The following is a 14,540-nucleotide window of genomic DNA, read 5'->3' on the forward strand; positions in this document are numbered from 1 at the left end:
ACATTGAGCGTCAGACTGGGCTTGCGGTATGGATCAACTGCAGCAGACGTTGGAGCGCCTTCTCTTCGTTGCCAAAGGGGCTGAAAATCGGGTGTGCCTGCGAGAGGCTGGAAGGGTTCAGCAGCTTGCGCACGAGGCCTGCCATCGTGCCGGAGGGGCCGATGTCGATAAAGAGTGAAGGGCCGGCGGCTTCGGCGCGCGCGACTGCGGCAGGCAAGTCCATCGGTGCGCGGACGGCATCCCAGAGTTGGGCGGCGCCCTCCCCTTCCTGCCAGGCTACGTTGCGCCCGCCCCAGACTTCTACCTGCGGGAGCGCGATCTGCAGACCGGCAAAGCGCTCGGCGAAAGCCCGGCGCGCCGGGTCGATCCAGCGGGAGTGAAAGGCCAGCGGCACCGGCAGCACCTGGTGTAACAACCGGGCACCTTCAAGGCCGCGAACGACTTCCGGAACATGCTCGACTGCGGTCGCGATCACGCAGTGCTGTGGGCCGTTGACTGCCACCACCTCGTAGGGTGCCGTGATGCTGGCGGCGACCGAGTCGGCACCGGCCAGAATACCGATCATGCGCCCCGGCGGACAGTCGGCAAAGAGCGCGGGCTGGTGAGATACGGCCCGCAGACCCTGCTCGAAAGTCACCGCGCGTGCAATCGCCAGGGCCGCAAATTCGCCCAGGCTAAAGCCGATCAGCCGCTGCGGCACGATGCCGTGATGCGCCAGCGTCTGGGCCAGCGCATACTCGGTCGTGTAGAGGGCCGGGCTGGTCAGCGCCAGGTCGTCGAAGGGGTCGCTCTTTTTACGGCCCGCATCGTAGAGCGTCTCCAGAAAGCCGTACCCTTCGCGCTCTCGCAGCAGGCGATCGCCCTCGCGCATCCAGTAGTTGAACACGGGGTGGCGTTCATACAGCTCGCGCCCCATTTGAAAGTGCTGCGAACCCTGCCCGGAAAGCAGGAACGTGATGCGCGGAGAAGTCATGCGGTGGCAACGTGGCGAAAGACATCGGCCCTGCCAAGCATCGTTCGCCGGGGAAGCGCGAGCGCCTGCACGGCATATCCGGCGATGCCAGCCTCGGCCCGGTATTGGGCGAAGTTACGAAACGAGGCCGTCCAACATCCCTCGCCATGTGCCGTCAGGTTGTCGAGCTCGTAGACCTCCAGCGGCGTCATCAGGCCGGTGCGAAGGATCTTGCTGAGGCTCTCCTTACAGGTCCAGAGCACGGTGGTGGCGACTTCGGGCGCGCAGTCGAGCGCCTCCAGCAACGCCCGCTCGTGGGCGCTGGCGTGACGCAGGACCGTTTCCATGCGGTCGACCGAGATCGCCTCGATGTCGATGCCCAGCGGGTGATCTTCAAAAAACGCGACCGCGACCGCGACTTCGCCCGTGTGCGATAGGCTGACTTGCGGTCGGCGAGCGTCCGTCGAGGCTACGACGGGAAAGCCAAACACGCCGGAACGGATCTCCAGTCGCTCGCCCTCCGGCAGCCCGAGCAGGTGTTGCAAGGCCTGCTGCGCGGCTCGACGCCCGAGCAGGAAGCTGCGCCTCCGGGCCGTGAAGCGTAACTCGGACAGGCGCGCCAATTCCGCCGGGTGCAGCCAATCCGCGGCCGTCGCTTCGAGCGTCGACAGATCGTCGCTTGCGCTCGACCATACCGCCGCGACAGCTTGCCCCTCGCGCTGGAGGCCGAGGTCAATCGTCGAGTGGGAGGGGAGACGCACGGTAGGCAGTGGAAGGTTGGCCATGGAAGATTGCGCGCAAGTGCTCGGCCAGCGGTGCCATCACGGCGTGCTGCAGCATGGAGAAGTGGTTGCCGGGTACGGAGAATGTCTCGAAGCTGCCTTGGGCCAGGCTGCGCCAGCGGCGACGGGAGGCGGCACGCAACGAGGCTGCGAAGTCTTGCTGCGGCTCAAAGAAGTAAACCGGCACATGGATCGCGCCGGTGGGGGCATAGGATACCAGCGCCTCCTCGTTGGGCTCGAACAGCTGGAAGGGCTGCGTGTGGCCGTTTTCGCCCACCTTCGCCTCGTCGCCCGTCCAATGAGGATCGACATGGCGGATCTCGCTGGCGAAAAAGCTGTCGAGCACCACCAGGCCCTGCGGCAGCGGCAAGCCCAGGTGCTCGCACTGGCGCACCATCTCGAAGGCTACAACACCGCCCATCGACCAGCCGCCGAGCCACCAGCCGCGCTTCGGGTCGGGGATCAGACGCAGCAGAGCCCTCGCCATCGCTTCTATCGTGCGGTGCGGCGGACACTCGCCCCGCAGCCCCGGCGTTTCGAACGCATGGAAGGGACGGTCTCGACCGAGGCCGTGCGCGAGGGCAAGCAGGCTGGCACATTCGCCGTCGCCACCGGGCAACATGTAAAGGGGCGAGCCATCACCCTCCGATTGCAGGGTATGGAGATGGCGGTGGCGGACGGAGGCAGAAGTCGTCGACTTTGCTGCGACCAGACGGCGCACATTGCCGTGTGCAATCAGCTCTCCCACGCTCAGCTCCAGCCCGGCAGCCTCCCGGAGGCGGGCCACCAGACGCACCGCAAGCAGGGACTGGCCGCCGCTCGCGAAAAAGTCGTCGGTGACGCCCAGTGCGGGTTGATGCAACACTTCGCGCCACACTGCCAGTACTTTGGTTTCGGCGGGCGTAGGCTCCGGCGTTGAGGCTTTGGATGCTTCGACGACGGGCTCAGGCAAGGCACGGCGGTCGATCTTGCCACTGGCGTTGAGCGGCAGCGCAGGCAGCAGCAGCACGCGAGCCGGCACGGCGGCAGGCGGCAGGCGCTCGATCAGGTAGGCACGCAGTTCTTCGGGCTCTGCCTCTTCCTCGGGGCGCAACACGGCGTAAGCGGCGAGGAACGCGCCCTCTCCTTGCCCTTTGACGGCTACCGCCGCGCTGAGCACGGCAGGATGCTGGTGCAGGCAGGCTTCGACTTCGCCCAGCTCGATGCGGAAGCCGCGCACCTTTACCTGACCGTCGATGCGCCCGTGAAATTCCAGTTGACCGGCGGCATTCCAGCGGACGCGGTCTCCCGTGCGGTAAAGGCGGTCTGGAGTCAACGGGTGGTGGACGAAAGCGTTCGCCGTCAGCTCTGGGCGCTGCCAATAGCCTTGAGCGACGGCCGGGCCGCCGAGCCACAGCTCACCGGTGGCGCCGCGCGGCAGCAGATTTCCGCCGGGATCCATGACCAAGGCTTGCGTGTGGGCCAGTGGGCGCCCGATCGGCATGCCGCCGGAAGGAGCATCCGCCCCGGGCTCAAACACCGTGGTCGTCACCGTCGTTTCGGTGGGGCCGTAGCCGTTGAGCCAGCGGACCCGGGGATGGCGTTGCCTCCAAAGGGCGTAGACCTCCGGGCTGGGAGCCTCGCCTCCCACGATGAGCAGACGCACCGACTCGGGCATCCAACCCGCAGCAGCACTGGAGCGCACCCAGTGTTGCCAGAACGCGGTCGGCAGATTCAGGACGGTGGGCTGCGCCTGGGCCAGCCAAAGCTCGAATTCGCGTGCTTCCAGCGGCCCGCCAGCCGGGAACGGCACCACGGTGCCGCCAGTTGCGAGGGTCGGGAAAAGCTCCTCGACGGATACATCAAAGAGCGGAGAGGCGAATTGCAGCACGCGGTCGCGCGCGCCCAGCTCGTAGGCCATCGGCATGGCGACGCAGAGAGCGGCCACGTTACCGTGAGTCACCACCACGCCCTTGGGGCGCCCAGTACTGCCGGAGGTGTAAATCATGTAGGCCGGGTCGCTGGCTTTGACTACCGCAGGCGTGAAGCCATGCGGCGTGCCCACTGCATCCACCTTTACCCGTGTGCAGGTGGCGAGGGCCTCGGGCAGGGGGTCGGCGCTGTCGCCGATCACCGTTTGCAGGCCCGCATCCGCCACGATCTGTTGCAGGCGAGCCGCCGGAAGCTCGCGGCTGAGTGGCAGGTAAGCTCGCCCGGCCTTCCAGATCGCGAGGATGGCTACCACCAGCTCGGTCGAGCGCTCGAGCAGCACTCCGACAAACGGCGCGGGCTGGCGGCCAAGCGCGGCGGCAAGGCTGGAGGAACGGCGGTCGATTTCTTCGTAAGTCCAACGGCGATCGCCTTCATGCACGGCCACGGCATGCGGCGCTTGCTGCACCCGGTCGCCCCAGCGCTGCAGGAAAAGCGGACTGCCCGGTGGGATCGGAGCGGGTGGCAAGCCCAGTTGCTGCAGCGCTTGCACCTCCGCTACCGATACGGCGGGGATTTCTCGCAACGGCGTATCCGGCCCTTTCAGCAGGCAGGCGAGCAGAGCTTCAAACCCGTTGGCGATGCGCTGGACGGTTTCTAGGTCGTAGAGAGACGCGTCGTATTCGAGCCAGCCTTCCAGCGTTTGGCCTACCTGAGAGAATTCAAACGTGAGGTCGAACTTGCAATCCTGGTAGGGGAAGTCGAAGCGCTGGACTTCCGCCTCACCAAAATACAGGGCGCTCTTCGGGTTGTTCTCCAGCGAGAGCATGATCTGGAAGAGCGGGTTGACCCCGGTGCGCCGCTCCACTCCGGCCAGCTCGACCACACGGTCGAAGGGCAGGCGCTGGTGCTCGAACGCTTCCAGACTACGGCGGCTTACGCGCTCCAGCAGACGGCGGAAGGTGTCGTCTTCGCGCAGTGCCTGGCGCATGGCCAAGGTATTGACGCAGTAGCCCACCACCGAGTCGACACCCGGACGGCTGCGATTGGCTACCGGAGTGCCGATGACGCAATCGTCTTCGCCCGTCCACTGGCGTAGCTGCAACGCCAGGGTTGCGAGCAACACCGTATAGGGGGTCACGCGCTCGCGGCGGCAGAATTCGAACAAACGCGCCTGCAAAGCCGAGGGGACGGCGAACGGCAGGTTGGCACCCCGGGCCGGGGCGAGCCCGCGCGAACGGTCCGGCGGGAAGACGCTCACCGGAGGAGCCCCCTGCAATGCGCGGCGCCAGTAGCCCTTGGCGGCTTCGGCAGCCTCCGAGGCCAGCCACGTTTGCTCTTCCTGCGCGATCTGGAACCAGCCGCGGCCAGGAGCAGACAGGGTCAAGGGTTGGCTCCGCAAGTTGGCCTCGTAGAGTTGCCCCAATTCGCGCAGCAACAGGCCAGCCGACCAGCCGTCGACAATGATGTGGTGCAGATTGAGACAGACGACATGGCGCTGAGCGGCGACGCGGTACACGCGACCGCGCCAAGGCGGACCGGCGGCCAGGTCGAAGGCCTCGCGAACGCCACTGGCTACGTCTTGGCGCACCCAGTCGAGCGCCTGCGAGCCTTGGGCCGCTTCTGCATCGACGAACTCCAGTTTCGGCCAATCTGCGCACAGCTCCTGCCGGGGCTCGCCATCGAGCTCGACAAAGCGGGTGCGCAAGGCCTCATGCCGCTCCACCAGCGTCTGCCAACAGGCGATCAACATCGGTGCATCCAACTCGCCCATGATGTCGAGCGAGAGCGGCACATTGTAGGCCGAGCTGGAGGGCTCAACTTGCTGCAAAAACCAGAGCTGCGCCTGTCCGGCAGTCAGCGAGGCCAAGGCCGGGGCTTGTTCGGCGTCGGCCTCCGGTGTTTGCGTGTCACCGGGATTGGCTGCCCACCGGGCCAGTGCTGCTACCGTAGGCTCTGCAAAGAAAGTGCGGAGCGATACCTGCACGCCAAACTCCTGCTCCACCATCGTGATCAACTGCGTCGCCACCAGTGAATGGCCACCCAGTTCAAAGAAATCGTCCTCCCTGCCAACAGGGTCGGCCCGGTCGAGCAGGCGCTGCCAGATCTCCGCCAGGCGACGCTCCACTGGATCGCGGGGGGGCAAAGCGGCAGCTTGTTTCGCCGGGCGTGCCTCGGCCGCCAGTGCCGCCAGGCGGCTGCGGTCCACCTTGCCGTTGCGGTTCAGCGGCAGCTCGCGCACGAAGTGGAACTGCGCGGGCAGCATGTAGGGCGGCAGGCGATCGCGCAACCAGGCCCGCAGCTCGCTCGGGTGCAGCTGCCCCGGCATGGCCAGCACCGCTTCGATCTGTTTGCCCACGTGCGGGCGTTCGGAGATGAAGACGGCAGCTTGTTCGACCTGCGGGTGCTCCTGCAACGCACTCTCGATGTCGCCCAGCTCGATGCGGAAGCCTCGGATCTTGACTTGCCGGTCGAGGCGCCCTCCGAATTCGAGTAGGCCGTCGGCCCGCCAGCGGCCACGATCACCGGTGCGGTAGATGCGTTGGCCGGCGCGTAGCGGGTGCGCGACGAAGGCTTGGGCGGTGAGCTTTGGGTTGCCAAAGTAGCCGTTCGCAAGGCCGTCCCCGCCGAGGCAGATCTCGCCCCAGACGTTGAGCGGTGCCGGTTGGCCAGAGGCATCACAGACGAGGGCTTCCGTGTGCGCAATCGAGCTCCCCAGCGGCAGAGCGCCCCCTGCCCAATCGCTAGGCACGAGGAAATAGGTCGAGAAGGTCGTGTTTTCGGTCGGCCCATAGGCGTTGACGACTTCGCAATCAGGGGCGGCCTGTTGCACCGCACGCACCGCGACAGGCGAAACGACATCGCCACCAGTCAGCACACGTTGCACACCGGCGAAGCAGGCGGCGTGCTCTCGCGCCAGGAGGTCGAAGAGCCCGGCAGTCAGGAACAGCGCCGTCGGTTGCTCTCGCGCCAGGAAGTTGGCGAGGTCCGGCACCACGATCTCGGTAGATTCGTAGAGCACGATCTCCCCGCCGTTGAGCAGTGGCCCCCAAATCTCGTAAGTAGCGGCATCGAATGCCACCGATGCGAGATGGGCCACGCGACAATCCGGGCCTAGCGGGCTGTAACAGTTGCCACGCACCAGCCGCACGATGCCCCGGTGCGGGATCTCTACGCCCTTGGGCTCACCCGTGCTGCCAGAGGTGAACATGACATAGGCCCGGCGCTTATCGCCTTGCCGGTCGATCTCGGGCAGCGGGCGGTGGCTGTTGACTCCCCGCTTGAAAACGGTGCTGAAGTCTAGCGCGTCGCGCGACCCGCTTTCGTCGAGAAAGATGCGGGGCCATACCAGCTCCAGGATGTGCTGAACCCGTGCTTCCGGATAAGTCGGATCGATCGGCACGTAATAGGCGCCCAGCCGGAGGATCCCCAGCAGCACGGCCACAAAATCGACGGAGCGGTGGGCACGCAGGCACACGGCATCGCCCGCCTTCACCCCATGCTCCAGCAGGCCACAGGCATAGCAGTCGGCCCGGTGCTCCAGCTCGCGGTAGGTCAGCTTGCGTTCGCCGCAGGAGATGGCAGTGCGCTCACCATGCTCGTCGACCTGCTCCGCAAACAACGCCTCGATGCTCTGCTCGCGGGGGTAAGCCGGAGATGGCACCGTAGTCAGGGCCTCCAAGGCACGCCGCTCCTGCATGTCCAGCAGCGGGATGGCTGCCACCGGACGCGCGGCATCGGCCAGTGCCGCCTGCAGGATGACCACGTAATGGCGATGCATGCGTGCGAGCGTCGCCTCGTCGAAAAGAGCCGGACGATATTTGTAGAATACGAGGCACTTGCCACTGGTCTCGACCACCGAGAGCATCAGGTCGAACTCGCCGCTCTGGTGCACTTCGGGGATGGTTTCGAGCACCAGACGGTCACCCGCCTCACCCTTGGCGGCGAGCAGCTCGGCCGTGCTCGCGTCGAGGCTCGTCAGCCAGTTCTGGAAGCCGAAGACGACGCGGAATACGGGGTTGGAGTCGGGACTGCGCTCCAGATCGAGGTGATGGATCAGCTCGCTGAACGGGTAGTCGCCGTGTTCCACGCCCTCCAGCAAGGCCCGCTGCAAGTCCTTCAGCAGATCGCGAAAGGGCGTCTCCGGCTCGATGTGCTGCACGAGCGGCATCAGGTTGGCAAAGTAGCCCACGAGGTGCCCGAAGGCCGAATGCGGGCGGCCTGCCACGGGAGTGCCGACGATGATCCTGCGCTCGCCTGAGTAACGGTGTAGAAGTGCACACCAGGTGCCGCACATCAGCGTGAAGAGGTTCACGCCTTCACGTCGCGCCAAAGCCTTCAATTGCTCGGTCGTGCTGGCGTCCAGCTCGGCGGTGAAAACTGCGCCTCCAGGGCTTGGCTGAGCGCCACGCGCGCGGTCGGTCGGCAGTTCAAGCTGAGGCAGCTCTCCCGCAAGGCGCTCGGTCCAGTATTGGCGGGCGCGAAGGCCTTGCGAACCGGCCAGCATCTCTTGCTGCCAGGCCACGAAATCACGGTATTGGGCCGGCAAGGGCTCAAGCTCAACCGGTTGATTGCGTCGCAATGCTTCGTAGGCCTTGATCAACTCACCGAGCAGGACGGTCAGCGACATGCCGTCAAAAACGATGTGGTGGGCCGTCAGCACCAACGCGTAATCCGCCGCGCCGAGCTGCACAAGCTGCGCCCGGAACAGGGGACCGCCTTCGAGGGTGAACGGTGCCCGCCCCAGGGCCAGCAAGCGGTCGGGAAGCTCGCCCTCCTCCACGCCACTCCAGGAGATCAATTCGAGCTTCGGAGGCTCTGGAAGCAAGCGCTGGCGGGGCTGCCCGTCGACGACTTCTACCGTCACTTGCAGCGCCTCGTGGCGTGCCACCACCCGGTCGAGCGCTTCCGCAAAGGCATGCGTATCCAATGCCTGACGGATGCGGAAACCACAGGGCAGGTTATAGGCGTAGTCGTCGGGATCGAGGCGGGCGAGCGACCACAGCGCGGCTTGGCCTCGGGACAAGGCGAAGGGCTCACGCGATGAGGCGGAAGTGTGCTCGCTCTTTTCGACCGACACTGCCGAGGGCAAGCGAGCCTCCAGCGCGGCCAGGGTCGGCTGATCAAACAGCTCCACCGGCGAGATGCTGACGCCAAAGGTCTCCTGCAGGCGCTGGATCAGTTGCAGACCCAGGAGCGAATCGAAGCCATAGTCCCGCAGATCGCAATCGGCATCGAGCTGCGCTGGCTCGAGCTTGAGCAGCTCGGCCACGATTTCGCGTAGACCACCTGCGGAGGGCGATTCCAGTGTGGACGCGACCACCTGAGCAACCGGCGGCTGCGGAGAGACAGAATCGGGCAGCCAGCAGCGCACGCGGTCAAAGGCATAGCCCGGCAGCGATACGACCCGTGCCCGACGCTGCGCCCAGAGGACTTGCTCCCAATCCACCTCGGCCCCTTTGATCCACAGCAGGGCGAGGCGGTGCAAGCTACCGGCGAAGGCTTGCAGCGAGGCGGCGTCGAAAGCGTCGGCCAGGCGAGCATCGGCAGTATCCCGCTCCCAATGAGTGCCCCGGCGGGACTGGGTGCTCAAAAACTCATCCAGCGCCGCGACGGCCTCGGAGGTATTCTCCACCGTCAGCGCCAGACGCTCGGCCAGCTGCGCCCGCCCAATCTGGAGCGTATAGGCGACATCGGCCAAGGGCGTCTGCGCGTGCTTGCCTGCCAGCACAGCCCTCAGGCTGGCGGCTTGGCGCCGCAGGGCTTCGGGCGTGCGGGCGCTGAGCGGCAATAGCTGCGCCCCGGGGAAAGTCCCTGCAGGCTCGGCGGCAACGACCGACTCGACCACGAGCATGGCATTGGCCCCACCTGCCCCAAAAGAGTCGATCAGCACGCGGCAGGGCTTGTCGCTGGTCCAAGGCTCCGCCGTCTGTTGCAGGCGGAAGGGTGTGCCACCTAACTCTACCGCCGGGTTCAAGGGATCGGCATGCAACGTGGGCACGAGGGTTTGCGCCTGAAACTGCAGCAGCACCTTGGTCAGCTGAGAGAGACCCGAGGCCGCCTCCAGGTGCCCGAGGTTCGACTTGACCGAACCCAGACGCACGGGAGTCGTTACGCTGCGGAAGACACGTTTCAACGCGCTGAATTCAATCGGATCTCCCAGCGGCGAGCCGTTGGCTGCTACCTCCACGCAGTCGATGTCGGTCGGCCGCAATCCCGCCCGCGCCAGTCCCCGCTCGATCAGGGTCGCTTGCGCCTGCACGCTGGGCACCGTAAAGCCATTGGTGCGGCCGCCATGGTTGACTGCGCTCCCCCGGATGATGCCGTAAATACGGTCGCCATCGCGCCGGGCTGCCGCCAACGGCTTGAGGATGCAGGCCCCTACCCCTTCGCCGGCGACAAAGCCGTCACCCTGCCCCAGGCTGCGGGTCTCATCGCCCTTGCTCAGCAGGTTCATCTGTTGCAGGGCGGCAAACTTGCCCCGATGCAGGGTCAGGTTGATCCCGCCGACCAAGGCAAACGGCACCTCTCCCCGGCGGATGCTCTCGCAGGCCAGATGCAAGGCCGTCAGCGATCCGGAGCAGGCCGTATCGACCGACAGGCTCGGCCCCCGAAGGTCGAAGCAGTAGGAGGTGCGGTTAACGATCGTCCAATGTGCGCCGCTCGCCAGCCGCGCTGCCGCCTCAGTGTCTCCCAACAAATATGGGTAGTGCTGATACATCGAGCTGACCCATACGCCCGCTCCGCCCGCCATGTCTTGCTCGCGCGCGATGCGCAGCGGCGAGTAACCGGCATCTTCAAACGCGTGCCATGCCGCCTCCAGAAACAGACGCGCCTGTGGGTCGAGTTGCTCGGCTTCGCGCGGCGAAATCTGGAACAAAAGCGGGTCAAAGTCTTCGATGCCCTCGATAAAGCCGCCGAACCGGCTGCCGCTTGCGCCTTCCGCCTCCCAACGACTTGCCGGGATCTCGCCCACGCAATTACGTCCTTGGCGAAGGTTCTCCCACAGCGTGTCCAGGTCTGGCGATGCCGGGTAGCGACCGCTCAGGCCGATCACGGCCACGGCGTCGTCTGCGGTCGTCATTTGCTCCAGAGCCATGGTGCTTGTGATGAGCGATGGCATCGGGACTGGAGCAGGCGTCGGAGCCGTTTCGATGTCTTCCTTAAAGGCTTCGGGGTGTAGCTCTTGCAGTTGCTCGGCCAGCGCGCTGACGGTGTCGCACTCGTAGAGCAACGTCTTGGGCAGGCTACCAACCTTTTGCTCCAGTGCATCGGTCAGGGCCATCGCGGCGACCGAGTCTACCCCATAGCGGTCCAGCTTTTCCTGTAGGCGGATGTCGGGCACGGGCACGCGCAGCACTTCGGCCAGCACCTCTGTCACCAGACGAGCCGCCGAGCGGCCTGGACGCGCCTTCGTCGGGGTGGACGCAACGAGAGGCTTGTCTACGGCAGGTAAGAACAGGCTGCGCAGGCGCGCGGTATCTCCCGGTAGCACCATCACCTGCGGCGCAGCGGCGGCCAGAATCGTCTCCAGTACCTCCAAACCAGCCACCGTTTCCAGGGGCTGAAGGCCGAGGTTGGCATCCAGAGCCTTCAGCGCGGCGTCAGACAGGCGCATCCCGCCCTCGCGCCAATACGGCCAGTTGATAGAGCGGCAAACGCCCTTACGGCGCCCGGCAAGGCGCTCGGCCTCCCGCCAGGCGGCGAATCCATCCAGATAACCGTTGGCAAAGGCGTAATCCGTCTGCCCCATGCCGCCCAGCTCTGCCGCGATCGAGGAAAAGAGCACCAGGAAGTCCAGCGAGAGGTGCACGGTGCCGGCATCGAGGTGGCGCACGCCGTCGACCTTGGGGGCTTCAACGCTCTGCCAGTCCTCGGCCATCTTGCTGGGCAGCAGGCGATCCCGCAAGACCCCCGCACTGTGGAAAATGCCATGCAGGCGGCCATGCTGCTGTTCGATCGCCGCGACCGCAGTGTCCACCGACGCTCGGGAAGCCACATCGCAGGCGAGGTAGGTGACGCTCGCCGCCCCGGTCGTTTGCAGCTCTGCCAGCAGCGACTCGGTTTCACGATCTGGACTACGGCGACCGCTCAGAACAAGGTGAGCTTGGTAGTTACAAGCCAGGTGGCGCGCTACAAGGCGCCCCACTCCGCTCGCTCCGCCCGTGATCCAGTAGACCCCACCCTTTCGCAGGCGGGTTTGGGCGGGAGTGGCTGCCAGCTCTTGCCAGGCGGGACGTTGCCCCTTGCGCAGATGCTCAATGAAAGGGTCGTTTGTCCAGCTGGAGATGGGTCCCTCAATGCTCACGAGCCGGTAAGCGGCATTTTCCCGGGCGAGGCTCCGGCCGAAGCCGGCAACCGCCGCAGCCAGGCGCACATTGTCGCCCACCACACATGCCACCTCGACCGCCCTCACGCCTGCCTTCAGCGCGCCTTGGAAAAAGCTCGAGAGGCTGCCGAGCGGGTCTGTCGCGTCCAGGGTAAGCTGCAGGCGGTCGATCCCGCGCAACGACGCCCAAAGTTCGACCGTCTGCGCCATGGGGTAGTCGCGGCCATTCAGTTGCCATCCACCCTCCCGCGCAGTGACAACGGTTTCGAAGGGCGTCCGCGAAGTCGTCTGGCAACCCTTCCAAATCTTGTGCAGCAGCAAGGGCGCGGGGCCTCGCGGCTTTTCCGGTGAAAGGCGGCGCACGTGCAGCCCATCGAGCTGCAAGCATACGAGGCCGGTCGGGTCGGCCAGCGTCAGCTTGAAGACGCGTTCGTCGGCGGTGCGGGAAGATTCGACCAACCGCACCCACACCTCGGGCCCGAGCGGCTGGTGCAGTTGCACCCGTTCGAGCGCGACGGGTAGCCAGCCTGTTCCTTCATCTCCGCCCAGAAACGCCGTCGCCTGTAAGGCCCCGTCGAGCAGTTCGGGAGCGAAACGGCATATGCCGGTCTGACGCAGCCGCAGTTGGACGACGACCGCTTCAGGACCACGCCAAACGGATTCCAGTGTGCGCAGAGTCGGGCCGTAGGAGAGACCGCGCCGGGCTGCTTCGGGATAGAATTCGCCGAGAGGCACGGGCTCTGAAGCTTCGGCCCGCCATCTGGCGAGGTCGATCGTGGGGGCCTGCAAGGCCTGAGTCGAGGCGATCGTGGCCTGCGCCAGCAGGGTATCGCCACTGCGCAGACTCGCCCGAAGCGCATCCCCTTGCGGCTGAAGCTCCAGACGCGTCGTCTTCGGCCCGTCGGCCACCTGAAGCGGCTGGAGCCATGCGATATCGGTCAAGGTTGATGGGCTTTCTCCCGTCGCCAGCTCAGCGGCTGCTTGCAGCATTTCGACGCATGTCGCCCCCGGCAAGGTAGCACGATGCTGGATCTGGTGGTCGCGCAGCAGGCTATCGCTCGCCTGCCAGGTGGTCTCGAATGCGGCCCCGTGGAGCCGTGAAACGTTGCGATGCAGCAGCGGATGCAGCAGCGCGGAAGTGGCTGCCGGAGTCGCTGCAGCCGTCCGGATCCAGTGCGCGCGACCGCCGAAAAGGGTGCCCGGCAAGCGCAGGCGCGGGCCTGAAACCGCCCAGGTGACCGGCTGGCCGGCCACCCAGCGTCGAGCCACTTCGTCGAGCGGAAGGTCGAAGGGATCGAAGGAGTCTTCGGCCTCCTCTTCCACGCGGCCTAGCCAGAGGTCTTGCGCCTGCCCCTCCAGAAAATTCCGCAGATGGCTGATCACTGCCGAAACCGAACTGGCCACAAAGGCGAGCCGCTCGGGCATAGTCTCACGCGCCGTCTGGAGCGTGGCCGCCAAGGCCGCCAGCGGCAGCCGATTGCCACCCGCCAGTTCGTGCAGGTGTGTTTCAGCGGTCAAAGCATCGCGGCCAGATTCTGAAGCCAGCTGACGAATCTGGTCGGCACTGAGGCCACAGTCGGTCAGTGAATCGTCGAGGCAGAGGTCGCTCGGGTTCACCCCCAGCAGCTCGGCCACGCGAGGCAGTGCATTGGAGCCATTATTGGCGGCCTCCAGCCACGCCGCCAGTTCCCGTGCCATTGCCTGTAGGCGGGATTTGTTTTGGGCCGACAGCACGATGAGCTGCGGGCTGGCGAGTTCGTGCGCAGGAGCTGCCTCCGGGGCTTCTTCAAGGATCAGGTGGGCGTTGCTGCCGCCGGCGCCAAAGGCGCTCAACGCAGCGCGGCGCGGTCCTGTCGTTGAGGCCCATTCGCGGCCTTCGGTCGGCACGACAAAAGGCGTTGAGGCAAAGTCGATCTTGGCGTTGAGCTGACCCTCCGGATGGTGCAACAGGCTGGGCGCGATCCGTCGGTGCTTGAGCTGCAGCAACACCTTGGTCAACCCGGCGATGCCCGCCGCCGACTCCAGGTGCCCGATGTTGGACTTGACCGAGCCGACCGCAATCGCGTGACCGGCTTGCCCGAAGACTTTCGACAAGCCCGAGATTTCGACCGGATCGCCCAAGGCGGTGCCCGTGCCGTGGGCCTCGATGTAGCTGATCGACTCCGGCGGCACGCCCGCATCTTCCAGCGCCTGACGGATCACGTCGGCTTGCGCCAAGGGGCTCGGCACAGTGTAGCCGCTACCCGCGAGGCGCCCGCCGTGATTCAGGGCGCTGCCCCGAATCACCGCGTGGATGGCATCGCCATCGGCCAGCGCGCGCTCCAGCGGCTTGAGCAGCACCGCGCCCACGCCTTCGCCGGGTACATAGCCGTCGCCACCTTCGCCAAAAGCGCGGCAACGTCCATCGGTCGAGGCGAACCGCCCTTGGCTGAGCAGCGCGTACTTCTGCGGGTGCACGATCAGGTTGACCCCGCCCGCCAAAGCCAGCTCGCTTTCGCCGCGCCGCAAGCTCTCGCAGGCCAGATGGATCGCGCTCAAGGACGACGAGCACATCGTGTCGACCGCAACG

Annotated in this window: 3 protein-coding genes; all 3 read right to left on the reverse strand. The window is 65.9% G+C overall.

The features are described from left to right. Positions 1 to 10: 10 nt before the first annotated feature. Positions 11 to 973, reverse strand: coding sequence for an acyltransferase domain-containing protein (locus Q7P63_15505; GenBank protein MDP0501499.1), 963 nt, complete (start codon positions 971 to 973; stop codon positions 11 to 13). Then, entirely contained in the window at positions 970 to 1,737 is a 768-nt protein-coding gene (locus Q7P63_15510) for a 4'-phosphopantetheinyl transferase superfamily protein (GenBank protein MDP0501500.1), read from the reverse strand. The genes Q7P63_15505 and Q7P63_15510 overlap by 4 nt, the downstream gene beginning before the upstream one ends. Continuing rightward, a partial coding sequence (locus Q7P63_15515) for an amino acid adenylation domain-containing protein (GenBank protein ID MDP0501501.1) occupies positions 1,685 to 14,540 on the reverse strand: 12,856 nt, incomplete at its 5' end. The genes Q7P63_15510 and Q7P63_15515, both read right to left, overlap by 53 nt.

The sequence above is a fragment of the Verrucomicrobiota bacterium JB022 genome (assembly GCA_030673845.1).
In the GTDB taxonomy this organism is placed as follows: Bacteria; Verrucomicrobiota; Verrucomicrobiia; order Opitutales; family Oceanipulchritudinaceae; genus WOUP01.